Origin of the sequence: Archangium violaceum (assembly GCF_016887565.1) — a bacterium.
Classification (GTDB): Bacteria; Myxococcota; Myxococcia; order Myxococcales; family Myxococcaceae; genus Archangium; species Archangium violaceum_B.
Genome location: NZ_CP069396.1, coordinates 4,507,042 through 4,529,928 on the forward strand (window position 1 = coordinate 4,507,042; position 22,887 = coordinate 4,529,928).

At 69.3% G+C, this 22,887-nt stretch carries 21 protein-coding genes; 11 read left to right on the top strand and 10 right to left on the bottom strand.

All coding sequences use genetic code 11. The annotated features are described in order from the left end of the window. The first annotated feature begins 34 nt into the window (after window positions 1-34). The 4 genes from JRI60_RS18670 to JRI60_RS18685 all read left to right on the top strand — a co-directional run bounded on the left by JRI60_RS18670 (window position 35) and on the right by JRI60_RS18685 (window position 3,822). Window positions 35-1,114 (top strand): thioredoxin domain-containing protein, encoded by a 1,080-nt coding sequence (locus JRI60_RS18670; protein ID WP_204227212.1) that lies wholly within the window; start codon window positions 35-37, stop codon window positions 1,112-1,114. 12 nt (window positions 1,115-1,126) lie between these two features. Then, complete coding sequence (locus JRI60_RS18675; protein ID WP_204227213.1) at window positions 1,127-2,389, top strand: DUF4388 domain-containing protein; 1,263 nt, start codon at window positions 1,127-1,129, stop codon at window positions 2,387-2,389. After that, on the top strand, window positions 2,386-3,111 hold the full coding sequence (pyrF, locus tag JRI60_RS18680) for an orotidine-5'-phosphate decarboxylase (protein WP_204227214.1): 726 nt from the start codon (window positions 2,386-2,388) through the stop codon (window positions 3,109-3,111). The genes JRI60_RS18675 and pyrF overlap by 4 nt, the downstream gene beginning before the upstream one ends. 102 nt (window positions 3,112-3,213) lie before the next feature. Next, window positions 3,214-3,822, top strand: a complete 609-nt coding sequence (locus JRI60_RS18685; protein WP_204227215.1) for a hypothetical protein — start codon at window positions 3,214-3,216, stop codon at window positions 3,820-3,822. 10 nt (window positions 3,823-3,832) lie between these two features. Here JRI60_RS18685 and JRI60_RS18690 read toward each other — a convergent pair whose 3' ends face one another. Continuing rightward, on the bottom strand, window positions 3,833-5,422 hold the full coding sequence (locus JRI60_RS18690) for a leucyl aminopeptidase (RefSeq protein WP_204227216.1): 1,590 nt from the start codon (window positions 5,420-5,422) through the stop codon (window positions 3,833-3,835). Between the two features lie 117 nt (window positions 5,423-5,539). Between JRI60_RS18690 and JRI60_RS18695 the strand changes: the two genes are divergently transcribed. From JRI60_RS18695 to JRI60_RS53445, 3 genes are all read left to right on the top strand, one after another. Further along, window positions 5,540-6,433, top strand: a complete 894-nt coding sequence (locus JRI60_RS18695) for a zinc dependent phospholipase C family protein (RefSeq protein ID WP_204227217.1) — start codon at window positions 5,540-5,542, stop codon at window positions 6,431-6,433. A 122-nt stretch (window positions 6,434-6,555) separates the two neighbouring features. Beyond that, complete coding sequence (locus JRI60_RS18700) at window positions 6,556-7,332, top strand: sulfite exporter TauE/SafE family protein (protein ID WP_204227218.1); 777 nt, start codon at window positions 6,556-6,558, stop codon at window positions 7,330-7,332. Continuing rightward, entirely contained in the window at window positions 7,311-7,814 is a 504-nt protein-coding gene (locus tag JRI60_RS53445) for a hypothetical protein (RefSeq protein WP_239470604.1), read from the top strand. Before JRI60_RS18700 ends, JRI60_RS53445 begins: the two co-directional genes overlap by 22 nt. A 17-nt stretch (window positions 7,815-7,831) precedes the next feature. Here the strand turns inward: JRI60_RS53445 and JRI60_RS18710 are convergent, their stop codons facing one another. The 4 genes from JRI60_RS18710 to JRI60_RS18725 all read right to left on the bottom strand — a co-directional run bounded on the left by JRI60_RS18710 (window position 7,832) and on the right by JRI60_RS18725 (window position 12,232). Further along, window positions 7,832-8,638 (bottom strand): hypothetical protein, encoded by an 807-nt coding sequence (locus tag JRI60_RS18710; RefSeq protein WP_204227219.1) that lies wholly within the window; start codon window positions 8,636-8,638, stop codon window positions 7,832-7,834. A gap of 25 nt (window positions 8,639-8,663) precedes the next feature. Further along, window positions 8,664-9,449 carry a hypothetical protein gene (locus JRI60_RS18715; protein ID WP_204227220.1) on the bottom strand — a complete coding sequence of 262 codons (786 nt, stop codon included), beginning with the start codon at window positions 9,447-9,449 and terminating at the stop codon, window positions 8,664-8,666. Between the two features lie 281 nt (window positions 9,450-9,730). Further along, window positions 9,731-10,600 (bottom strand): tetratricopeptide repeat protein, encoded by an 870-nt coding sequence (locus JRI60_RS18720; RefSeq protein ID WP_204227221.1) that lies wholly within the window; start codon window positions 10,598-10,600, stop codon window positions 9,731-9,733. A gap of 27 nt (window positions 10,601-10,627) precedes the next feature. Beyond that, window positions 10,628-12,232, bottom strand: a complete 1,605-nt coding sequence (locus JRI60_RS18725; protein WP_204227222.1) for a helix-turn-helix domain-containing protein — start codon at window positions 12,230-12,232, stop codon at window positions 10,628-10,630. Between the two features lie 457 nt (window positions 12,233-12,689). Here JRI60_RS18725 and JRI60_RS18730 point away from each other — a divergent pair, with 457 nt between their 5' ends. From JRI60_RS18730 to JRI60_RS18745, 4 genes are all read left to right on the top strand, one after another. Further along, window positions 12,690-14,060, top strand: a complete 1,371-nt coding sequence (locus JRI60_RS18730) for a hypothetical protein (RefSeq protein ID WP_204227223.1) — start codon at window positions 12,690-12,692, stop codon at window positions 14,058-14,060. A gap of 143 nt (window positions 14,061-14,203) precedes the next feature. Beyond that, on the top strand, window positions 14,204-14,449 hold the full coding sequence (locus JRI60_RS18735; RefSeq protein ID WP_204227224.1) for a hypothetical protein: 246 nt from the start codon (window positions 14,204-14,206) through the stop codon (window positions 14,447-14,449). Window positions 14,450-14,542: 93 nt separating this feature from the next. Next, the gene (gene bufB / locus JRI60_RS18740; RefSeq protein ID WP_204227225.1) at window positions 14,543-15,391 is read left to right on the top strand and encodes an MNIO family bufferin maturase; all 849 of its coding nucleotides are present in this window, start codon (window positions 14,543-14,545) and stop codon (window positions 15,389-15,391) included. Next, window positions 15,388-16,104: a DNA-binding domain-containing protein gene (locus tag JRI60_RS18745; RefSeq protein ID WP_204227226.1), complete on the top strand. Its 717-nt coding sequence runs from the start codon at window positions 15,388-15,390 to the stop codon at window positions 16,102-16,104. The genes bufB and JRI60_RS18745 overlap by 4 nt, the downstream gene beginning before the upstream one ends. Window positions 16,105-16,152: 48 nt before the next feature. Here JRI60_RS18745 and JRI60_RS18750 read toward each other — a convergent pair whose 3' ends face one another. From JRI60_RS18750 to JRI60_RS18770, 5 genes are all read right to left on the bottom strand, one after another. Continuing rightward, window positions 16,153-18,504 carry a hypothetical protein gene (locus tag JRI60_RS18750; RefSeq protein WP_204227227.1) on the bottom strand — a complete coding sequence of 784 codons (2,352 nt, stop codon included), beginning with the start codon at window positions 18,502-18,504 and terminating at the stop codon, window positions 16,153-16,155. Window positions 18,505-18,658: 154 nt separating this feature from the next. Beyond that, window positions 18,659-19,738 (bottom strand): carboxypeptidase regulatory-like domain-containing protein, encoded by a 1,080-nt coding sequence (locus tag JRI60_RS18755; RefSeq protein ID WP_204227228.1) that lies wholly within the window; start codon window positions 19,736-19,738, stop codon window positions 18,659-18,661. After that, window positions 19,738-21,387, bottom strand: coding sequence for a caspase family protein (locus tag JRI60_RS18760; protein WP_204227229.1), 1,650 nt, complete (start codon window positions 21,385-21,387; stop codon window positions 19,738-19,740). The genes JRI60_RS18755 and JRI60_RS18760 overlap by 1 nt, the downstream gene beginning before the upstream one ends. After that, on the bottom strand, window positions 21,384-22,190 hold the full coding sequence (locus JRI60_RS18765) for a hypothetical protein (protein WP_204227230.1): 807 nt from the start codon (window positions 22,188-22,190) through the stop codon (window positions 21,384-21,386). The genes JRI60_RS18760 and JRI60_RS18765 overlap by 4 nt, the downstream gene beginning before the upstream one ends. A gap of 5 nt (window positions 22,191-22,195) precedes the next feature. Continuing rightward, window positions 22,196-22,780: an RNA polymerase sigma factor gene (locus tag JRI60_RS18770; RefSeq protein ID WP_204227231.1), complete on the bottom strand. Its 585-nt coding sequence runs from the start codon at window positions 22,778-22,780 to the stop codon at window positions 22,196-22,198. Window positions 22,781-22,887: the final 107 nt, after the last annotated feature.

Below are 22,887 nucleotides of genomic sequence, written 5' to 3' on the forward strand. Positions count from 1 at the left end.
GGTCCGGGGTTTTCTCGACTAAGGACCCCTATCCATGCTCATGCGCTCTACTTCCACCATTCTGGCCGCGCTGCTGGCGGCTTCTCTCTTCTCCGGCTGCAACAAGGAGAAGTCCCCGGCGACCGCCGCCACGGCGACCACCACCTCCGCGGAGCCCTCGGCCGACACCGTCGTGGCCACCTACGGTGACGGTCAGAAGGTCACCTTTGGCGAGCTCAACGAGCGCGTCAAGGAGCCGCTGGCCAACCTGGAGAAGCAGAAGTACCAGCTGCGCAAGCAGGGCCTCGAGGGCTTCGTGGTGGAGAAGCTCGTGGCGGCCGAGGCCAAGAAGCGTGGCGTGAGCGAAGAAGAGCTCATGAAGGCGGAGATCGACGGCAAGATCCCCCAGCCCCCCGAGGAGGAGATCAAGAAGCTGTACGACGAGGCCAAGGAGCGGCTGCCCCCGGGCACCACCTTCGAGCAGGTCAAGCCGCAGATCGTCGACTTCCTCAACGGCTCCAAGCGTCAGGAGCGCGCGCGTGCCTACTTCGAGGAGCTGAAGAAGGCCAACAACGTGCAGATCACCCTGCCCGAGCCGCCGAAGCCGCCGGTCGAGCGCAAGGAAGTGGCCGCCACCGGTCCCGCGCGTGGCCCCGAGGGCGCGCCCATCACCATCGTGGAGTTCAGCGACTTCCAGTGCCCGTACTGCAGCCGCGCCATCAAGACGGTGGACGAGGTGCTCGCGGCGTACCCCAACCAGGTGCGGCTGGTGTTCCGCCAGTTCCCGCTGGACTTCCACAAGCAGGCGCCCAAGGCCGCGGAGGCCTCGCTGTGCGCCAATGACCAGGGCAAGTTCTGGGAGTACCACGACGTGCTCTTCGCCAATCAGCAGGCGCTCGAGGTGCCCCAGCTCAAGGAGCACGCCAAGAAGGTGGGCCTGGACTCCGCGAAGTTCGACAAGTGCCTGGACTCCGGCGAGAAGGCGTCGATCGTGACCGCCGACCTGGAGGCCGGCAAGAAGGTGGGCGTCAACGGCACCCCGGCCTTCTTCATCAACGGCGTCCTCCTCTCTGGCGCCCAGCCCATCGAGGAGTTCAAGAGCATCATCGACGCCGAGCTGAAGGCGAAGAAGTAGGAGCCTCCGCGCGTGGCGATACGCCCCAAGGCCACGCCTCGCCTGGGGCTGAGCGGTGAGCCGACGACGCTCGAGTTGGAGCGTCCGCTCGCCGCCAGCCTCTCCCCCGGCCGTCCCCTCGTGGCGCACTTCCATGCACCCGAGGGGATGGTGCTGTTGCGGGAGCCCACCGCCCTCACCGGCTTCTTCGCGGGCAGCCTGAGCTCGCTGGCCGTGGAGGAGGTGCTCGGCCACGTGCTGTCGGGCATCCGCAGCGGCCAGCTCATCCTCCAACACGGCCTGGTGCAGCGCACCGTCACCTTCCGCGACGGTCAGCCCATCTTCGCCGTCTCCAGCGTCCACCATGAGCGGCTCGGCGCCGTGGTGGTGCAGCTGGGCCTCGTCACCCCCGAGCAGCTCCACCAGGCCCTGGGCAAGGTGACGCCCACCCTGCGCATCGGCGCGGTGCTCACCCGCGAGGGCTTCCTCTCCGAGGCCAACCTCTACAGCGCCATGACGTACCTGGTGCGCGAGGTGATGCTCAACCTCTTCGAGATGGCCGAGGGCAGCTTCCTCTTCCTCGAGGGGCGTCCGCCCGAGGGCGACTCGGTGAAGCTCCAGGAGCGCACCAAGGACCTCGTCCTCCAGGGGATGAAGCGCGGCGAGGTGGTGGCGCGGCTGCGCAAGCACTTCCCGGACGACATGCCCGTGTCGGCCGGACCCGAGGCTCCTCCCCCCGGAGAGGAGGCCCTCTTCGCCCGGGCCGCCACCGGCACCACGCTGGGCGCCCTGCGCTCGCTCTGGGAGGGCAGCCTCTTCTCCTTCCTCACCTGGGTGGAGGAGCGCTCGCGCGACGGTGCGCTCGTCCTCCAGCAGAAGCCCAACGCGCCGCTCATTCCCCGGCGGGCTTCCGGCACCTTCATGGCGGTGCCTCCTCCGCCCGTGGCGCCCCTCAGCCCCGAGGAGCGCTTCAACGTGCTGCTGGCGCAGATCCACACCGCCATCCGCCTCGCGGGCGCCAACCCGGATCTGCTGCGCGGCTTCCTCGAGTCGCCCACGCCCGGGTTGGAGACGGCCTACGAGGGCGTCCAGCTCGGCCCGGATGGCCGGGTGGACGTGGCGCGCCTGCGCCAGAACGTCTCCAGTGGCGACGAGGCACTGGCGCGCGCCATGACGCTCGAGGCGCTCGACGCCTTCGTCTCCTACGCGCTCTTCTCCGCGCGCAACGTGCTGCCGGGCGAGATGTCCGAGCGGCTCTACCGCAGCTACAGGGATCTCCAGGAGGGACTCTCTTGACGGACGCCTCTCAGGCGCGGGCCCGGCTCGCGCTCGCCGCGGATCTCCCGCTGGACGACGGTCTGCGCCTCTACCAGCAGGTGGCTCCCCACGTGGCCTACGCGAAGGTGGGCCTCTCTCTCTTCGTCGAGCACGGCCCGGCCGCCGTGGCCGCCTTCCTGAAGCTGGGCGCCCGGGTGTTCCTCGACCTGAAGCTGCACGACATCCCCAACACCGTGGAGCTGGCGGCCGCGCGTGCCGGAGCGCTCGGCGCGTCCCTGCTCACCGTGCACGCCGCTGGCGGCGAGGCCATGCTCAAGGCCGCCGTGAAGGGCGCGCGCGAGGGGGCCCGCTCCAAGGGCCACGAGGCTCCCCGGGTGCTCGCGGTGACGGTGCTCACCTCCATGTCCGCCGAGGATGTGGGCTCGGTGGGGCTCTCCGGCGCTCCGGAGGAGGCGGCGCTGCGGCTGGCCCGGCTGGCCGTGCGCGCGGGGGTGGACGGGCTGGTGTGCTCGCCCCGCGAGGCCGAGGCCTTCCGCCGCGAGCTCGGCCCCGCTCCCTTCCTCTGCACTCCGGGCATCCGCCCCGCGGGCGCGGCGAAGGGGGACCAGAGCCGCGCCGAGACGCCGGCCTTCGCGGTGCGCGCGGGCGCGGATCTCCTCGTGGTGGGCCGCCCCATCCACACCGCGGCGGACCCTCTGTCCGCCGCGCGCCTGATCGCCGAGGAAGTTTCCGCCGCCTGACACCGGAGCCGGTTCCCCGGCCAGGGCCCCTAGCCGCCCCTACACCCCGTCTCCAGCTTGTTTCCCCAAGGTTGGTTGAAGGTTGGTTGTCGGGGAGGCTACATGGGTGCAAGGCGGGTATGGGTTTGGGCGCTGGTCGTGGCGTGCACGGCGTGCAGCGGCGCCAAACAGGCGGTGAGGGAGCCGTCCGATCCTGGGACGGGTGGGGCGGGCCCGGTGGCGAGCGAGGAGTCCATTGGCGCGGGTGAGTCCGGTTCGCGACGCTACGTGGACCAGGCCCTGGGCTTCGAGCTCACCCAGCCCGGGGATGACTGGACGTTGGATCAGACGGACGAGCAGACGCCCGAGGGGCTCGCCATTCCCGTCGTCCTCCGCCACCGCGCCAGCGGCGCGCAGATTGTCCTCCAGGTGGCTCCGGCGGTGGCCACGCCGGCCCAGTTCGCCGAGAAGCTGACGATGGGCCTGCGCAGCCAGCCCGGCTTCGTCACCTCGGATCCCGAGCCGATGCCCATGTCCGACAGCGCCGTGGGCTTCCACTTCGCCGTGGGCGACAACGTGCGGGGCCGGGTGGTGGTGCGGGATGGCAGCCCCGGCCACGTCTTCATGATGCTGGCCACCTGGCCGACGGTCGCGCCGGACGAGGTGCCCGCGGCGGTGAACGCCCTCTTCGAGAGCGTCCACCCGCTGCCCGTCATCCCCAATCAGACCTGAGCGAGGGGCCTCAGCCCTTCGCCCGGCCGCCGCGCGACGGCTTGGGAGCGGGAGCCTCCTCGGCGGCTCCACTGCTCTCGAGCTGGCTCGCGCGGCGCCGCACGTACTCCACCAACGTGCGCACGCCCACGCCCGTGCCGCCCTTGCCCAGGTAGCCCCGCTCCTTGGGGCTCACGGAAGGGCCGGCGATGTCCAGGTGCACCCAGGGCGTCTCGCCGACGAACTCCTTGAGGAAGAGGGCGGCGTTGATGGCTCCGCCCCAGCGCTCGCCGGAGTTCTTCATGTCGGCGATCTCCGAGCGCAGCGCGTCCTTCTGCAGCTCGGTGACGGGCAGGCGCCACATCTCCTCGCCCGCCGTGCGCGCCGACTCCAGCACGTCATTCACCGTCGCGTCGTGGTCACCGAAGGCGCCCACGATGTAGTTGCCCAGGGCGACGACACACGCGCCGGTGAGGGTGGCCAGGTCGATGATGACCGCCGGCTTGTGCTCGTTGGCCCAGGTGATGACGTCACCGAGCACCAGGCGGCCCTCGGCGTCCGTGTTGGTGATCTCCACCGTCTTGCCCGAGCGCGACACGAGCACGTCGCTGGGCCGGTAGGAGGTGCCCGAGGGCATGTTCTCGCAGGCGCCGATGAAGGCGTGCACGGGGAAGGGCGGCTTGAGGGCGGCGATCACCTTCATGGCGCCGAGCACCGCGGCCGAGCCGGCCATGTCCGTCTTCATCTCCACCATGGAGTCGGTGGGCTTGAGCGACAGGCCGCCCGAGTCGAAGGTGATGGCCTTGCCCACCAGCGCCACCGGGGGCAGCTTCGCCTGCTTGGCGTTCTTCGGCGTGTACTCCACGTGGATGAGCTTGGGCTCGTTCACGCTGCCCTGCGCCACCCCGAGGAACATCCCCATCTTCAGCCGCTCGATCTCCTTGCGGTTGCCCACCGTCACCTTGAGGCCGCCCGCGCGCCCCATCTCCTGGGCGGCCTGGGCGAGCCGCTCGGGGTTGACGACGTTGGGGGGCTCGTTGACCAGGTCGCGCGCCCAGTTGGTGGCCTCGGCCACGCGCTGCGCGAGCGCCACCGCCTGGTCGTGCTCCTTCGTCTTGTCCGCGCCGCCGGGGAGGGCCAGACGCACCGTGGTCAGCTTCGGCGCGTTCTTGTCCTCCTTGGCCGCCGAGGACTTGTAGCGCTCGAAGCGGTAGGCGCCCAGCTCCAGGCCCTCCACCGTGGCGCGCAGGGCGGAGACGAGGTCGTCCACCGCGGGCACGGCGAACACGGCCGTGCGCACCTTGAGCCGCTGGGCCGTCTTCGCGGCGCGGCCGGCCGCCAGGCGCAGCACCTCGGGGGTGAACCGGGCGCGCGAGCCCAGGCCCAGCAGCAGGATGCGCTCGGCCTCGAGCTTGCCCAGCGTGTGCATCACGAAGGACTGATCGCTCTTGCCCTTGAAGCCCTCCTGGGTGGCGGCGGCGGCGAGCTTGCCGTCCAGCGGGGCGTCGGCACCCGCCAGCGACGCGGGCGGCTTGTCCCCGAGCTCTCCTTCGAAGAGGGGGATCACGAGCAGCTCACCGTTCGCGCGTGAGGCCTCGCCGGAGATGAAGCTGAAGTTCATGAGGGAAATGGGCTCCTGGAAAAGGGGTGGGCGACTGTAGCGCCACGAATGTTTCAGGCAAGAACGGTCCATCTCTCCGTCGTTGCAATGACACGCCGCGGTGGATACGTCGGGCACATGCCCTCGTTGCTGCTGCATCTCACCGCCATCGAGCGACTGGCCGCCAATCCCGGAGAGCTGCCCGAGGATTTCGTGCGCGCGCTGTCCGAGGACCTGGCCTACGCGCGCTTCGGTGCCGCGCTGCCCGACCTGCCCCTGTGTGACGGGTTGCGAGGCGGGCTCAACGCGTGCTCCTCCGGGACGGACTGGCCCCACTTCGCGCGGCTGTACCATGATCGCGCGCCGGTGGGCATGGGCCTGAAGATGGCCGAGCTGGTGGCCGCCGGAGCCCTGGTGGGGACCGAGGCGGGGCTCGCGCTGCTGGCCGGCTACTTCACCCACCTGTCCCTGGACAGGGTGCTCCATCCACATGTGGACACCCTGGTGGTGCGCCACCGGCGCATGGGGGAGCACGCCTTGGCCGCGCACCGGAAGATCGAGTGGACGCAGACGCTCTTCTACCTGCGCGAGCTGCACGGGGTGGACCTGGTGGGCAGCCAGCGCCTGCGCTCGAAGTTCGAGGTGACCAAGAGCGCCGGCTACCCGGTGAAGGGCATCGGCCGTGGCATCTACGAGTTGGTGCGGCTGGCCTCGCAGGAGACGCTGCAGCAGGCGCCCACCAAGCAACAGGTGGATGGGTGGGCGCGAGGGCTGTACATGGCGGGGTTGTACCTCTCCAGCCCGCTGGGACGGATGAGGGCGCTGCCCGCCTACTCGCAGCTGAGCTTCCAGGAGCTGTACCGCAACGACGCCTTCGACTTCGCCTCCGAGGTGGAGGTCGCGGTGGAGCAGTCCCGCGCGGTGTTGCGGCGTCTGCTGGCGTACATGGCGCGAGGCATCTTCACGCCGCGTGCCCGTGCGCGTTTCCTCGAGGAGTTCCCCGAGGGCACCATCGGTGCGTGCGCGGCGTAAGCACGCCTCCGCCCATTGGAAAGTTGAACGCGGAGAGAGGGGCGGCCGGCCAGTCGAGCCACGGAAGTCAAGGGGAATGCCGCTATCCGATCGCCAAGGCGACCCCTATCCTCTTCGTGGGTATGACGGTACTCCTTCTCATCTCCGCCGGTGTCCTCGCGGGTGCGACAGGTGCCCTCCTCGGGGTCGGCGGAGGTGTCATCCTCGTCCCCACACTGGTGCTGGGCTTCCACGTGCCGCTGGAGGAGGCCGTCCCCGCGAGTCTCATGTGCGTGGTGGCCAGCTCCTGCGGAGCGGCGGCCAGCTACGTGGAGCGTCGGCTGAGTGACATCCGCCTGGGGCTGACGCTGGAGCTGGCCACGGTGATGGGAGCCATCGCCGGAGGGCTGGTGGCGGGCCTGCTGGCCCCGGCGTGGGTGGCCCTGGTGTTCGGCCTCTTCACCCTCTACGTGTCGGCGCAGATGCTGCTGTCGCGCCCGCCGAGGGAGCAGTGCGTGGAGAACTACGTGCCCCACAACTACCCGCTGGGCATCTCCGGCTCCTTCGTGGCCGGGAGCCTGTCGGCGCTGTTGGGAGTGGGGGGCGGTCCGCTCAAGGTGCCCCTGATGAGTCAGGGGATGGGGGTACCCTTCAAGGTGGCCAGTGCCACCAGCAACCTCATGATCGGCGTGACGGGGGCGGCGAGCGTGGCCGCCTACGCGTGGCGCGGGCACGTGAAGCTCGCGCTGGTGGCTCCGCTGGTGGTGGGAGTGCTGGCGGGCGCGTCGGTGGGCAGTCAGTTGATGCCTCGCGTGCCAACGGCGGTGCTGCGGCGGTTGTTCGCTCTGGTGCTGCTGCTGGTGGCGGCCCAGATGCTGTGGAAGGGGGGGGAGGGACTGTGGCCGAGTCTGCTGAGATGACGAGTGCGGCGGCTCCCGCCGTGGTGACGGTGGGGGCTGCTCCCGTGGAACTGACGAACGAGCTCCGGGTGGAGATGAGGGGAGCGCCTCCCGCCGGACTGATGGATGCGGCACCCGCACCCCAGCAAGCGCGCTCCGGTGCACCCGTGGCCCCGGTGGTGGACGACACCCCCGCGCACGTGAAGCGCGCGGAGGCGGGGGAGCGGTGGATTTCCCGGCTCCTGCGCACGGGCGCGATGTGCAGCGGAGGGCTCTTCCTCGGCTCACTGGTGCTGGAGGCCCTGCCCGAGTCCGAGTCCGTGCACGTGGCCATCGACGTGTTGCGCAAGGGAGCGGCCTCGGCGCTGCTGGTGACTCCGGTGGTGCGGCTGGTGGTGGCCGGCACCACCCTGGGAATCCGCGGCGAGTGGCGGTACGCCGTCTACGCGGCCGGAGTGCTGGGATTGCTCGCGCTGGCGGTGGGCGCGGGACTCCACGCCTGATGACTCTCGGCTGCGAGTCATTGCATTCCGAGTTCGTGCTCCCAGTCATGTAACAGCCCGAGCAGATCCGCCGTGCGTGCGGCGGATACCCGCTCGAAAGCCTGGGGTGAGAGGGATGCGAGGCGCTCCCGCTGGAAGGCGGGGTCGGCCAGAACCTGCCGGTGCTTCAAGCCGCGTTCAGAGGAGAGCGCCCTCGGCATCTGCCGGAGGATTGTCTCGATGCTGTCCTCCCGGGTTGCGTTCGCCATGCGTTCCACCGCCAGCTCCAGGCGCGCGCGCACCGAGGCTTCTTCGCCCACCGGGTACCATGCATCCATGGCCCAGTTGCAGGATGCGACCATCAGTTCATCCAGGGTGTGTGCGGTTCCCGGATTCATGAAGAGGTAGCGCGCCGTCTGGAGTGGCTCCCAGAAGCGCAGCACCGCGCGCAGGCGCGAGGCGGCGCGCTCGGCGCTCACCGGGCCCATCTGCGTGAGAGCGAAGAACAGCGCGCCCCAGGCCGTGCCGCGGAAGAACTCCTCGTAGGCATCCCTCACGGTGAGGGAGTTCTGATCCTCCAGGGCCTCCCACAAAGCCTCCATGACGTTGGACACCATGTAGAGCCGCCAGGCCGGGCGCTCGTGCTGGAAGTCGGCCACCCCGAGCGTCAACACCACCTCCCCGGGAGACACCTCCTGCATTTCTCGAGGCATGGGGAAGGTGCCGTTCTTCCGGTACTGCTCACCGCACCCCTGTCCCTCCTTGCGTGTCTTCCGCTGAACCGAGGAATAGGTTCCATGCAGGAAGGACGGCAGTTGCAGCGAAGCGGACTGTCCAGGCTCCATGGGTGCGTCCTAACAAACCGGCTCCTCATTGAGGAAGAGACATGCCCGCTGCGGGCATTCGTGCCGGAGGAGCGGTGGGTGGGGGCCGGGCTGGAAACGGAATGACCTGCCCACCTCCCTGGGAGGGAGGCTGCCGGGCTTTCGTACCCGAGCCCATCCGGCCCAGGATCGCACCCGAAAAGACACCCGTCGCGAGCTCGCCGACGACATCAATGACAATGCCTACGGCCCCGCTGAAGGTGGCGAGTTTCTCACGTCGGTTGACCATCCCTTCCACGGCCAGCCCCACCCACCCGCCGTACTGCCGCATCTCCTGCTCGGTGAGATCCACCCACTGCGCGGCCTCGTACGCCGCTGCCTCGGAGTCGAAGCGCTGCTGGCTACGCGTCCATCGGTACTGGACCACTCCTGGCTCGGGGGTTTCCCACTTCAGGCGCCAGATGTATTTCCCCTGTGCGAAGCGGATCAGGATCTCTCCATGAAACTCCGTGCCGCCCTTGAAGGGTCTGCCGACCAGGAGGGCCCGGTTCAGCGCGGCCAGATACTTCCTCGCCTCCTCACGGCCTTCCAGGAGCCCTCGTTCATTCCAAGGTTTGATCTCGAAGAGGCTCCGGCTGGAAACATCCGTGATGTCCGGGCATAGCTTGCGCTCGTCCGGACGGAGGATGGACGCGTCCCCAAGGCCCTTTTCCGAGAGGATGGTCCGGAGTGTTTCGGTGTTGTAGTAGGCTTCGCGATCCGGGTGATTCACCTTGTACATGTAGGCAATCAGCCGGTGCGCCGCATTGCCGAGGAAGAGCTCCCAAGGCATTCGCGAGTCAGGCTTCCGACCCGGGACGTTGCACCCCTGGACCATCGGGCCGGTGGGCTCCCCACTCACTGCCGGGCCGTCACCCATGGCCAGCAGGAGTCGCGGCGACGGAGTGGGAACGAGGGGGGCTCTGAACCTTGACGCCTCTTGGCGCCAATCAGGGAGCACTCGACCGCTGGATGCCGTGGTGCAGCCGGCGAGCGCCGACACGAGTACAAGGACCACCCCACACCGCGTGGCCAGGGCCAGCAATGGATGGCCATCCCCAGCCCGCGGCCTTCTCACACCCCGCGCGCGTCGAAGTGGGCCAGGACCTTCCGGGCCTTGGCCACATCCTCCTGGCGGCCCTGCTCCTCGAAGAGGGGAATCACCGCCTCGAGCTCGGCGCGCGCCAGCTTCCACTCCTGCCCGAAGGTGTACGCGATGCTCAGGTCCCACCGGGCTCGCGCCTCGTACACGTGGTCGTGCAGCTCCGTGTAGAGATCCACCGCCGACTGCAGCAGCGGACGCGCCGAGTTGTGGTTGCCCAACAAACCCTCGGCCTCGCCCAGCAGCAGCCTGCACAGCGCCAGCGGCTCCGGATCTCCCTCCTTCTCCAGCAGCGGCATGGCCTCGGCGAAACGCTTGCGCGCCGCCTCGTACTCGCCCGCCTCCATGCGGATGTCGCCGATGTCCATCAGCAACTGGGCGATGCGCGGCCCGTTCTTCGCCTGCCGGTACAGGAGCAGCGCCTCCTGATACTTCTCCTCGGCGCCCCTCGCCTGACCCAGCGAGCGCAGCGACTCGCCGATGGCCGCCCGGCCCAGCGCCTCGTTCTCCTGATCCTTCAGCTCGTTGAACAGGAGCGTCGCCTTGGCGATGTGCTCGATGGCGCCCCGGTGGTCCTCGAAGTGGGCGCGCGATACCCCGAGCCCGAAGAGCACCTGCGCCTGCCCGTGCTTGTCTCCCGCCGTCTGGAAGAAGCCCAGCGCTTCCTCGTAGTGACGGCGGCTCTCGGCGTGGTCCTCGAGCATTCCGTGCAACTCGGCCAGGTGCACCAGCCCCCGGCCGATCTCCGCCGGTTCTCCGGTGATGCGCGTCTGGGCGAGCGCGTTGCGCTGGTTCTGTATGGCTTCGAGGATGTGGGCGCGTTCGGTATCGGTCAGGCTCATGATGAAGAAGGCTCGGTGCTCCTCGGCCTAGTTGTTGCGGCGACGCGACGGCTTGTCCAGTGATTCCACACGTGGTGGCTCACGCTGGGACTCGCGGTGCTCGCCGTTGCCGTTGCGGCTCTCGCCGTTGCGGTGCTCGCCCCGGCCGGCCTCGTGCACGAGGAGGGGAGAGAAGAAGCAGTCCTTCTTGGTGTACTCGTCGAAGGAGAAGGCGAAGCGGTAGCTGGCCGCCGCGCGCTGGTTGCAGTCGGTGCGCTCGCAGAAGCGGCAGGAGATGCCGCTGGGCACCGCGTCCTTGCGCAGGTCCGTGGTGGGCAGGCCATAAGCCAGGTACTTGGCGTTCTCCGCGTGCGTGCCCAGGCCGATGGAGTACGCCGTGCCACGCACGATGGATCCCTCGATGGGCTGCAGCTGCACCTTCGCGAAGCAGAAGTACGAGGTGCCGTCCGGCATCATCGAGTACTGCCGGGTGATCTGCGACGGGTTGAGGAAGGCCAGGTGCACGGCCCACTTGCCGCACGAGCCGCCGCCCGTGGCGAACTTGATGCCGGTGCCGCTGTAGCGCTTGGAGATGTTGCCGGCGATGTCCGAGCGCAGGAAGTGGAAGGGCAGGCCCTTGCGCTTGGGATCCGACAGGTTGCACAGCCGGTGGGCCACCGTCTCGTACGTGGTGCCGAAGAGGTTGGAGAGCAGCTCCACGTCGTAGCGCGTGCGCTCCACCTCCTTGAAGAAGTCCCCGTACGGCAGCATCAGCGCGCCGGCGAAGTAGTTGGCCAGGTTCACCTTGATGAGCCGCTGCGTCTCCGCGTGCCGCGTGCGCACCGCGCCGACGATCCGCTCCACCAGCTTCTCCCGGTCCAGCACCATCAGTCCGATGGACGCGGCGAGCTGGAACTTGAGCGGCTGCTCGGTGAGGTCCGGCGAGAGGATGAGCTCCTGGCTCTCCGGATCGAACCGGCGCACCACCGAGGAGCCACTGGCCGCGGCCTCGAAGCGCACCCGGTAACCGAAGCGCTCCTCCAGCAGTGGCACCAGCTGCGCGCTGGTCAGCAGGCGTCCCAGCTTGAAGTCGCGCCGCAGCGCCTCGGCCTGCTCCTCCAGCTCGGGGAAGTAGTTGTGGTGCGTCTGGAGGAAGTCACTCACCTCGTCGAAGGGCGAGTAGTCGAAGCGCAGGCCCGGCCCCGCCGAGCTGCCCGGCGCCGATTGCGTGCGCGCCCGCTCCTCCGCGTTGAGCTGCGCCAGCACGTTCTCCAGCTGCGTGCGCGTGTTCTTGTAGAGGTTGAAGAGCGCCGCCACCGTGCCCGCCAGCTTCGGCTCCGCCGACAGGCTCTGCAGCGACTCGGGATCGATGTCGAGGCTCTTGAGCAGCGGCTCGTCCAGCAGCTTCGCCAGGGCCTCGTCCACCCGGCCCTCGCCGAGCGTGGACATGAACTGCTCGGGGTCCTGGTCGAAGTAGCGCAGCGCCTTCCACAGCAGAGGGAAGGGCATGACGCGTTTGCCCTTCTCGATGAGGTTCAGATAGGCCGGGGAGACCCCCAGGTCCTTGGCCGCGTCCGTCTGCTTGATGTTCCGCGCCAGCCTCAGGCTGCGCAGCTTCAAACCCACGTTCGCGTTGAGTGCATTCTCGTTCATCTCTGAGTGTCCCGGACAGGTCCCTCACTCCAAGTACCCGTCACCTCCGACACGCCCACTGTGCGGAGCCTTTTACCGATTTGCAACGAGCGTTTTCGGGGAGAATGAGGCCTGTCCGTCAGGGAACGGTGGACCCCCACCTTTCTCCTCCCGAGCCGTTCGTCGGAGTTCAACCAATTGGATTCATTGGTGTTTTTCGCCAGCCCGTCGACCCGTGGAGGCAGATCGTTCATGGGGCTGTCAAAGGTTTACCAACGAGGTGTAACAGCGCGGCGGTGGGATGGAGGCGCGGAGTGGAGCACGGCCCGGGGGCATGGGGGTTGATCGGGCGCTCGCCTGCGCGGAGGTGTTGGGCGAGGCTGCGAGGTCCGTGCTTCCTTCTCGTCCCCTTCGTGGCTGGCCGAGCCATTCCCTCTCTCTGTGGGTGGTCCTCGGGTGGATGCTGTGTGGGTGCCACATGGGGGCGCTGCGTTCCCCAGCCGGGCCCGAGAGAGAGCCGGCGGCGCTGCGCTATCTCGTCACCTATGTCCGGGAGCCCGAGCGTGCGCTGGAGGTGGAGCTTCTCCGCCTGCGGGAGGAGGCCCCCCGGAAGTTCCTCTTCACCCTGCCCGGAGGCGTGTCCGAGGTGCGCGCCTTGGGGGAGGACGGCTCGGAGCGGGCGCTGCCGGTGTCCGAGGAGGGAGGGGTCCTCGCTCCGCCGGGCACGCTCCGCCTGCTCTACCGCTATGAGCTGAGCGCGCACGGCCGCGACGGACATGCGTCCTTCTTCACCGGCCTGGGCGAGGGGGACGCGTGGCACGTCGCGGGCCGGGCCTGGCTGCTGCGCCCCCATGTGGTGACGCCGTCGCTGCGCGCGGAGCTCGTGGTCCAGGACACGGAGGCGCTGCTGCCCTGGGCTCCGGACGCGGATGGCATCTACCGGCTGAGGGGCGTGGACCTGGTGGACTCGGGCTTCCACGGCTTCGGTGGGAGGCGGTGCACCGTGCGCCCGCCGGGCGCGGTGCTGGAGGTGGCGGTGCTCGGCCGCATGTCGCACGTGGAGGATGCGGCCCTGTGTGCGTGGGTGCGCCAGGCCGCCGAGGAGGTGATGACGGTGCGGCGCACCTTCCCGTACCCGCGCGTCACCGTGCGCATCGTCCCCGTGCCGCGGCGCGACAATCCCTCCCTCTTCGGCATGGTGCTGTGGAGCTCGCCCCCGAGCGTCTCCCTGCTCGTCGGCCAGGACGCGACGCCCGGATCCTTCACCCGCGACTGGGTGGCCGTGCACGAGCTCCTCCACCTGGCGCACCCCATCTTCCTTCCGCGCGTCAGCTGGCTGTCGGAGGGGCTGGCCACCTACCTCACGGAGGTGGCGCGCGCGCGCTCGGGCAGACAGACGCCCGAGCGTGCCTGGGAGGAAATCCTGGACGGCTTCGCACGGGGGCGCCGCGCCGTGGGCACCCGGACGATGCAGGACGTCATCGACCAGGGGGACTCCTATGTAGGCACCTACTGGACGGGGGCGCTCTTCGCCCTACACCTCGACGTGGAGCTGCGGCGCGTCACCGGCAACCGCCAGGGGCTCGAGGATGTCCTCGAGCGGCTCGCGCGCGCCGGTTCCACCGCGAGTCTGGATGACTTCGCCATGGCGGTGGATGCCTTGGCGGGCCGCCCACTCTTCCGCGCGTTGCTGTCACGCCATCTGTCCGCACCGTCTTTTTCTGAACAGGATGCTCTGTTACAAGCCCTGGGTGTGGAATCCGGACCGCTCGGCGTCCAGCTCGGCCCGGCGCGTGACAGCCAGGTGCGTGAGGCCCTGGTGGGCAAGCGCTCCGAGCCCGCCAGATAGCCGATGCGCCCGGAGAAAAGGAGCCTGTAACCCGACGAGACCGGACCGCGTATGTCAGACCGCGCACGCACTCTCCCGGGTGATTGGACTCCCCACCACGTGCAGTCCCCATCTCCCACCCAGGAAGTTCGAAAGGAAGTTCCATGAACGTCAAGGCCATGGCCGCCATCGTCGGTACGCTCTCCCTCGGTACGCTCGCCACCGGCTGTGCGACCGCGAAGCCCATGAAGTCCTCCGTCTCCTCGGAGAGGGGCAGCGAGTACGCCTGCAAGGTCGACGTCTCGGCCGCCCGGCAGGTTGACGACACCGCCAGCACCGCCACCGCCGAGAAGGCCAGCGAGCACTCGTGTGGTAACGCCAGCTGTGGCGGCGCCACCAAGCCCCAGTAGTCATCGCGCCTCCCGAGACTCTCGGGGGTTGTCTTCCGGGCGGCAGGGGGTCTCCTCTCGCCGCCCGCGTCTTTTTCAAGGGGAGTCATCGACGTGCCAGCGAGCTATGCGCGCAGACATGGATTGAAGCCGCTCGGGGCGGGCATCGGACTGCGGCGCGAGTTCTACGCGCGCCTCCCGGAGACCTCTCGCGCGCTGGACTGGGTGGAGATCATCCCCGAGAACTTCCTCACGCTCGGAGGCCGTCCCCAGCGCGCGCTGGACGCGTGCGTGGAGCGCTGGCCGACGCTGCCGCACGGCGTGGCGCTGAACATCGGCGGGCCCGAGCCGCTGGACGGGGACTACCTCACGGGGCTGAAGGCGTTGGTGGAGCGGGTGGACGCGCCCTTCTTCTCGGACCACCTCTGCTACACGCGGCTGGGTGGGGCGTACCTGTATGACCTGCTCCCGCTGCCCTTCTCGGAGGAGGCGGTGGAGCACGTGGTGCCGCGGGTGCGCGAGGTGAAGGAGCGGGTGGGCCGGCCCTTCCTACTGGAGAACCCGAGCTACTACGCGCGCATGCCGGGGGGCACGCTGGACGAGGCGGCCTTCCTGCGGCACGTGGCCGAGGAGGCGGACTGCGGCCTGCTGCTGGACGTGAACAACGTCTACGTGAACGCGCAGAACCACGGGTATGACCCGAGGGCCTTCGTGGACGCGCTGCCGCTGGAGCGGGTGGTGCAGATCCACCTGGCGGGGCACGAGCGGCTGCCGGACGTCATCATCGACACGCACGGGGCGGCCGTCTGCGACGACGTGTGGACGCTGTACCGCTACGTGCTGGAGCGCACGGGGCCGGTGTCGACGCTGATCGAATGGGATCAGGACATTCCCTCGCTGGACGCGGTGCTGGACGAGGCGGACCGGGCGCGCGCGGTGCTGGCGCGGGTGGAGGGGCGATGAAACCCGGGCTGCGTGGCTTCTTCGATTCGATGGCGGAGTACTTCGCGAACCCGGGCCCCGAGGGGGTGGAGCGGCTGTACGGGGCGCACCCGGGCTGGGACGCGCCGCGCTCGCGGGTGGAGCTCTACGGTCGCCTGGTGCGCCACCACGTGGGGGCCACGCTGGAGAAGCTCTACCCGCTGACGCGCGTGGGCGTGGGCGAGGAGCGGTGGGAGGCGCTGGTGCGGGCGTACGAGGCGAGCCGGCCCCCGCGCCCCTTCGAGATGAACCGGATGGGCGAGGGCTTCCCGGGCTTCCTCGCGGACGAGGTGGAGCGGCGCGGGTTGCCGACCTTCCTGCCCGCGCTGGCGCGCTTCGAGTGGACGGACTTCGCGGTGTACGCGTCGCTGGAGCCGGTGCCGGAGAAGGTGGAGCGGCTGACGGTGAACCCGACGCTGGTGGTGCTGGAGCACCCCTTCCAGCTCTGCGCCTACGTGCGCGCCCGGGGCCAGGGACAGCCGGAGCCGGGGCAGGAGATGGCGCTGCTGTGGCGGCACCCGGAGCGGCTGGTGACGATGTTCGTGGCCGCCAGTGACCGCTCGCTGCTCACGGTGAAGATGGCGCTGGAGGGGCTCACGCCGTCCCGGGTGGCCGAGGCGACGGGCGTGGCCGAGGCCGACATCCAGGCCGCCGTGGACGAGAGCGTGGCGGACGGCCTCGTCCTGTCTCCCTGAGCGAAGAGGCGGCTCCGGTGTTTCCCCGGAGCCGCCGGACCACTCGAGCTACTGGATGGGCACCTTGCACACGGTGCCGTTGGCCGAGCTGGTGCACCGCAGGCCGTCGCAGCACGCGGAGTTGGCACCGCACGGCTGACCGATGCCGGAGCACGGCGGACGGCAGGTGCAGTTGTCACCCGTGCACTCGGCGCCGGCGTCGTCCAGGCAGCGCATGCCATCGCAGCAGGGCGCCACCTGCGAGCACTTCTCGAAGGCCGTTCCGCACAGGGCCGGGGGCGCCTTGCACACGCAGCCGCCGCTCACGTCACACGGCACGGGCGGATCCTTGGTGGGGTTGACGCAGTTCAGGCCGTTGCAGCACGAGCCCGCTCCGGTGCAGTTCTCGCCCACCGTGGAGCACCCGTTGACCACGAAGTACTCGGCCCACTGGGCGATGTGGTTGGAGGTGTTGAGCGTCTGGAAGGGCAGGGCGAAGGCCGCGTAGGACGGATCCTCCCCCTTCTCCAGCTTGCCCCCCTCCACCGCCGCCATCCACAGCAGCGTGCCGCTGTCGGGGTACTCGTCGCCACCCTTGGGCGGCTGGCGCAGGCCGTACATGCGGCTGGAGGAGAACGTCGTCCACATCAGCTGGCTGCTCTCGCTCGCGCTGCCCCGCGTCACGAAGGGGCTCCACTTCGGGTAGCTGTTGGTGAGGTTCGTGTTGCCCTTGTCCATGGGGCCCGGCGCGTTGATGCGCGCGAGCTCCACGGGCGTCGCGTTGGCCTGCAGCTTCGCCGCCCACATCTTCGCGGACGGATCCGTGTCCGCGTTGCAGTACTTCTCCTTCTCGGTGTTGGCGGTGGGGCAGGTGGACTCGTTGTAGACGAGGAAGGAGTTGTTGGGCGCGATGGCCGGGTAGTAGCGGTTCTTCCCGCTCACCGCGGGCACGATGGTGAAGGGCGCGCTCCAGGCGCCGCCCGTCTGCTGCGTCACCGCCTTGATGGCGCCCTTGCCCATGCGCTGGTTCGTCTCGCGGATGCCCACGGCCGTGTAGGCGATCGTCTTTCCATCCGCGCTCCAGTCGGGGTGGTTGGCGGGATTGGCCTGGGTGCCGGTGTTGGCGATGACGCCGGTGCGCTTGCCCGTGGTGCCGTCGAAGAGGAGCAGGTTGTGGTTGTTGGAGCCGCTGTCGGTGTAGACGCCGACGAACTTGCTGCCGTCCGGGTTCCACGACTCGAAGATGCTCTTGTCGTCGGTGCTGGTCGACACGATGTTCGTCTTGCTGGCGGGCGTGAAGTTGGACAGGTCCACCAGGGCCAGGCGGCCATCGTTCTGTCCCTGGACCTCGGCCACCACCTTCTTGCCGTTGCGGCTCAGCGCGTGGCAGCCCACGCAGGAGATGCCGGAGTCGTTGATGTTGTTCTTGGTCAACACCTCGGAGGCTTTCTTGCTGTTGGGGTCGGCGAAGTCATAACGCATGACGCCGGGGGTGCTGCCCGTGGTGGTCCAGTAGTAGAGCGCGCCCTTGAGCTCGGCGCGGGAGAACTGGATGGTGATGGGATCGGACACGCCCACCGTGCCTCCCGTGTCACCCGTGGCGCGCAGGATGACGCGCACGGGCTGGCCACCGCGGTTGCTCTCCGCGAGGAACTTCCACACCTGCTCCGAGGGCGTGTAGATGCAGCCGCGGGAGACTCCCGTGGGCAGGGTGAAGTTGTCCGGCAGGTAGCAGCGCAGGTAGACGCGCACGTCGGTGACGGTGTTGCTGAAGGCCAGCTCGAAGAGGGTGTTGCTGGTGGGGCCGGGCAGGAAGTGGATCTCCAACTGCCCCAGGTTCGGCGGCACCATGACGCCGCTGTTGGGGTAGACGAGCGTCGGCTTGCGCGTGGCTTCCACCTGGCCGTCGAACCGCGACTCCGGCTGCGAGGGCAGGGTGGAGGAGCCGGGCGCGCTGTCCGGCAGCTTCTGCGCCATCTTCACGGTGATCTGCGTGGAGACGGACGTGGTGCCGATCTGCGCGCGCACGTAGCTGGTGCCGCCCACCGTGGCGCTCGACTTGAAGGTGGAGCCGCTGAACGAGCCCAGCTGCGTGTTGTCGATGAAGAAGCTGGCCTGGCCCGTCACGTCCTCGGTGTGCTTGTCGGTGTAGGTGCCGGTGACGGTGTAGCTCTGGGTGACGCCCGTGGTGCCCGTGACGGAGAGGGTCGCGTTGGCGGGGGAGATCGTGATCGACTTCAGGGTGACCTCGCCCCCGCCCCCGTCGGGATCGCCGCCGTCGTCGTTACCCGTCGAGTCCCCGCCGTCCCGCCCGCCATCCGCCGTTGGATTGCCGTTGCCGTTTCCTCCAGGAGTGGGGGTACAGCCAGACAGCGCCAGCGCTGTCATCAAGATGCCGAGTAGCCAGTTGTTCTTCCTCATGGCTGCCCAGGGTAGCGCTAATCCTGGCGCCCCGCTCGTGGTTCTGGACAGTCCTCCCCGGCGCATTCACTCGCATCGCAAGCTTGAAACCTCGCGACAATACAAGTGTATGTGTGTTGCGAATTTCCCAGATTCTCAAAACACGCCGTGAATCCTAACGTCGTGGACGGCAGACGGCGCCCACGGCCGTCTCGGTGCAGGCGAAGCCCTCGGGACACTCGGTGTCCGAGGTGCAGCGGAAGGTGCAGGACTCCTCGACACACAGCCCCTGGACGATGCCGCGGGCCCTGCAGCGCTCGTCTCCGTCGCAGGAGGCGCCCACCTGCCGGTACGCGAAGCAGCTCGCGAGCTGGGCCTGTTGGGGCAGGCACCACGTACCCTGGCAGGTGAAGCCCTGCGGGCATTCCGTCTTGCCGTCACATCGCGCCACGCAGGCCATGAGGCCCCTGGGGAGAGTCTCGCAGCGCACGCTGGACATGCACTGCCAGTCCCCATTGCAGGCGGCGCACAGGACGCCGGGCCCCTCGCAGCGCTCGCTCCGGCAGGAGAAGCCCGGAGTGCACTGGTCATCCGCGGTGCACTCCACGCACCGCCCATCCGAGGCACAGTGGGTGCCGCGCTCGCAGCCGGTGACGGTGCAACCCTGTTTGATGAGGTCATCGTCCGGTTCGGAGAGCTGGACCTTCAGCTCCTTCTGCTCGCTCTCCTTCACGCAGGCGTTCGTCTTCTTCACCGGGTAGCCGGGGACGGAGACCTCGAGGTCGTAGCAGCCATCCGGAAGGGGACCCAGGCGCAGGCAGCCGTCCTCGTCGAGCCGCAGGCCCTGGAAGGGCATGCCCATCACGGAGACCTGTCCGTCGCTCACGCGCTGGTGCGAGGGCGCCTTCACCCGCAGCGCCAGGAAGCCGGCCTCGCGCGGCACCACTTCTTCCAGGTGCGCCGAGCCGCCCCCGGGCACCTGCACCGGCAGGCGCACCGCCTTGTCCGCCGAGGCCAGGATGAAGAGCTCCACCGGACCCGCGGGCACGTTCTTCAACACGAAGCTCCCGTCCTCGGCCACGGTGCCGCGCAGCGCCGGGTCGCCCACCAGCGACACCAGGGCCACCGACGGGTCCGCCTCCGTGAGACGGCCCCGCACGGTGCCCGTCCGGAAGGGAGTGTTGTCGAATCCCCCGCACGCGCCTACCGCGACGGCGAGGGTCATCATCACGCTGTAGTAGACGGTCTGGCGCATCAGAAGCGGTACCCCACGCCGGCCCATCCACCGGAGAATCCCACGGCCTGCCCCTGCCCATCCACCACCACGTACGTCAGCATCAGCTGCGTCTGCGCGGCCAGCTCCAGCCGGTCGTTCAGACGCCACACCACGCCACCCACCACGCCCGGGCTGAAGGTGAAGTACTGCTGAGCCCCGGTGAAGGCCTCTGTCTGAAAGGACCGCTGGAGCAGCAGAGCGGCCACACGCGGCCCCGCGTAGAGCGACAGCCGCTCCCACCGCCACGTGTAGGGCACCGCGGCCCCCAGCGACAGCGAGGTGTAGGTGAAGGGCACGGAGCCGCCGGGCACCAGGTTGAGGCTGCGCCGGCCCCGGCTGCCACTCACGTCGAAGACGAGGCTGAGGTCCGGCAGCGGCCGCTCCTCCAACCGCAGCACCACCGCCAGCTCCGGCGCGGCCGGCAGCAGTTCGTCGCGGCTGCGCGCGTCCACGAAGGAGAACATGCCGCCCATCACCGACAGAGAGCGGCGCGGGAAGGCCTGGGACAGCAGCCGCTCCAGCGGCAGGCGCTCGCCCGCGGTGATGTCCACCACCTCGCGGATGAGGACGTTGTCCCCCTTGGTGAGCTCCACGGTGCGGCGGCCGGGCGTCACGGCGGCGCCTCCGGGCAGCTCCGTGCGCGTCTCGCCATCCACCTTCAGCGTGAAGCCATCCAGCCGGGGGTTGTACGAGAAGAGCTCCGGACGGCCCATCCGGTCGATCCGCCCGGAGAGCACCACCGGATCCGCGCCCACCTCGAGGATCTCCGCCGAGGGCCGCTGCCGCCCCTCGGTGAAGGCATAGGTGTGGCGGCGCGCGTAGTCGTGGGCCTCGGTGGCGGTGACGGCGCCGTCGACGTTGCGGTCCGCGGCCCCGTTCAACCCGTTGATGAGGAAGTGGGTGTAGATGTCGTTGCGCAGCCCCTCGTCCTCGCGGGCCGTCTCGCCCCAGTCGCAGGCGGCGAAGACCATGGAGGCACGGCTCGACTCCTCGATGGGGCGCGCGTAGAAGCCGGACTTGATGCCCGCCAGCTCGGCCTCCAGCTCGCGGGGCAGCAGCGACTTGCCGCTGCCGCTGTGACACGTGGCCAGCACCATCAGCCGGCGGCGCGAGGGCAGCTGGTCGAACTCGGACTTGAGCGCGTCCATGGACAGCGCCGTCTGCGGAATGTCCCGGAAGGCGGCGTCCGTGGTGACCAGGTAGCGCTTGAGCTCGCCCTTGCCGTCGCGGGCCAGCGTGCCGTGCGCCGAGAAGTACACCACCACCACGTCATCCGGCCGGGTGGCCTCCTGCCGCAGCTGGCGCAGCGCGGCGAGGATGGAGGCGCGGGTCGTCTCCTCGGGCCGGGAGAGGACGCGCACCCGGTCGAAGTGGCCGCGTCCGGGATCCCTCAGCGCCGCGGCCAGATCCTCCGCGTCCTTGGAGGAGTAGCGCAGGTTGCGCCACTGGCTGTCCTGGAACTGCGACACGCCCACCAGCAGCGCCAGGCGCCGGGGGGCGTAGGCGTCGGAGAGCGCTGTCTCGTCCACCTTCACGGACACGAGCCCGCCCTTGCCGCCCTTCTCGAGCGAGCCCGGGCTCGCGCAAGCCGCGAGTACCGCCAGGAGCGTGAAGAGGATGCGTCTCACCGTGGGACGGGATTGTGCCCTTTATCCGGGTGGACGAGGAGGTCGAACCTGTTGACGGCCAATGCCGAGAGCTCCTCCATGTCGCCACGGGTGAGTGCCTCGCGCACCTCGTCGGGAGGGAGCGCCTGTCCGGAGGGGAAGCCCACCAGCCACACGGTGAGAGGGCCGGATTCGCCCTCGAGGCTGAGGCCCACGAGGCCCTGGGGGCCTTCCAGTTCATGCGTGCCAGCCTGGAGCGGGAACTGGCCGAGCAGCTCGGGCTCCATGCCGTCGCGCCGCTGGAAGAGGAGGGCCTCACCGGCCTCGGTGGAGTGGTAGCGCAGCACCAGCACCTCGTTGTCCGAGGCGGCGGCGCCTGGATCCATCCGGCGCAGGTTTCCGGACGGCTCGCGGGCCACCACGGACATCTCCAGGGCCAGACGGCCCACGCCCTTCAGCCCGTCCCAGCTCGCCGTCTCCTGCCCATGGGGCACCTGGACGCGGGTGAGGACGACGAGCCCCGCGAGGCCCGCGGCGAGCGCCACGCCCACGGCCACCTTGCGCCAGACGGGGGAGGGGCCTCGCAGACCCCGGCGGATACGGGCGTATCCCACCTCGTCGAGCGGGGGCTCTTCCGGCTGGCCGGGCGCCAGGTGGAGCAGCAGGGCATCCACCTGCCCATCGAGCAGTCCGGGTCCCGGCGTCTTCGCCAGGAACTCCATGCACTGCTCGCACGGGTGCGTCAGGTGCTCGCGGAAGTACGCCACCGACTCCGGCTCACCGGCCGTCAGGGTACGCAGGGCTTCGGCATCCAGGTGTCTCATCCCACTTACTCCCACCGTCCAGCGAGCACGCGCCGGAGCAGCTCCTGCTTGATCCGGGCGCGGAAGCGCTCCAGGCGCATCGTCACGGCACTCTTTCCTACGCCAAGCTTCTCGGCGATCTCCCGGGCGGACAGCTGGCCGTCCACATAGAAGAGGTACACCGTCTTCTTCTCCTCGCCCTCGGGCAGCTCGTCGATGAGCTGGCGGACCACGGCCATGTCGCGCTCGAGCTGGAGGGCCTCGGGGACGAGGGCGACCGTCTCCGGCTGGGGGTCGGGGTTCTCCTCGCCGAGCCGGCGCGTCTGGCCCTTGCGCTCGAGCCGGGTCCGGGCCCGGTTGCGGGCGATGGACAGGAGCCAGGCCTCGAAGGCGGCCGGCTCCTTGAGCCGGGGGAGCGCCTTGAAGGCGCGCACGTAGGTTTCCTGGATCACGTCTTCCACCTCGTCCGGGTCCAGCGGGGCGAAGCTGGAGGTCAAACGTGCCACCAGGGGGCGGGTCCGCCGGTACAGCTCGCTGAAGGCAGGCGTCTCCCCCCGTGCCGCCCGCACCACCCACTCCCTCAACTCCCTCGGGGAACTCACCTGACTCATGGACCCTCCGGGCGCCGGAGCGGCCACACGCCCAGGGGTGGACGGATAGCGCGCTTCTCGCTTCCCCTCGGGGGGGCGTTGGGCAGAATGGCCGCGCGGTTGTTCAC

Coding starts and splice junctions, on each gene's coding strand:
- JRI60_RS18725 (WP_204227222.1), bottom strand. CDS start 12,232: ATGAACGAGAATGCACTCAACGCGAACGTGGGTTTGAAGCTGCGCAGC.
- JRI60_RS18770 (WP_204227231.1), bottom strand. CDS start 22,780: ATGAGTCAGGTGAGTTCCCCGAGGGAGTTGAGGGAGTGGGTGGTGCGG.
- JRI60_RS18765 (WP_204227230.1), bottom strand. CDS start 22,190: ATGAGACACCTGGATGCCGAAGCCCTGCGTACCCTGACGGCCGGTGAG.
- JRI60_RS18720 (WP_204227221.1), bottom strand. CDS start 10,600: ATGAGCCTGACCGATACCGAACGCGCCCACATCCTCGAAGCCATACAG.
- JRI60_RS18745 (WP_204227226.1), top strand. CDS start 15,388: ATGAAACCCGGGCTGCGTGGCTTCTTCGATTCGATGGCGGAGTACTTC.
- JRI60_RS18715 (WP_204227220.1), bottom strand. CDS start 9,449: ATGCCTTGGGAGCTCTTCCTCGGCAATGCGGCGCACCGGCTGATTGCC.
- JRI60_RS18700 (WP_204227218.1), top strand. CDS start 6,556: ATGACGGTACTCCTTCTCATCTCCGCCGGTGTCCTCGCGGGTGCGACA.
- JRI60_RS18690 (WP_204227216.1), bottom strand. CDS start 5,422: ATGAACTTCAGCTTCATCTCCGGCGAGGCCTCACGCGCGAACGGTGAG.
- JRI60_RS18710 (WP_204227219.1), bottom strand. CDS start 8,638: ATGGAGCCTGGACAGTCCGCTTCGCTGCAACTGCCGTCCTTCCTGCAT.
- JRI60_RS18670 (WP_204227212.1), top strand. CDS start 35: ATGCTCATGCGCTCTACTTCCACCATTCTGGCCGCGCTGCTGGCGGCT.
- JRI60_RS18750 (WP_204227227.1), bottom strand. CDS start 18,504: ATGAGGAAGAACAACTGGCTACTCGGCATCTTGATGACAGCGCTGGCG.
- JRI60_RS18730 (WP_204227223.1), top strand. CDS start 12,690: ATGGGGGCGCTGCGTTCCCCAGCCGGGCCCGAGAGAGAGCCGGCGGCG.
- JRI60_RS18685 (WP_204227215.1), top strand. CDS start 3,214: ATGGGTGCAAGGCGGGTATGGGTTTGGGCGCTGGTCGTGGCGTGCACG.
- JRI60_RS18695 (WP_204227217.1), top strand. CDS start 5,540: ATGCCCTCGTTGCTGCTGCATCTCACCGCCATCGAGCGACTGGCCGCC.
- JRI60_RS18735 (WP_204227224.1), top strand. CDS start 14,204: ATGAACGTCAAGGCCATGGCCGCCATCGTCGGTACGCTCTCCCTCGGT.
- JRI60_RS18755 (WP_204227228.1), bottom strand. CDS start 19,738: ATGCGCCAGACCGTCTACTACAGCGTGATGATGACCCTCGCCGTCGCG.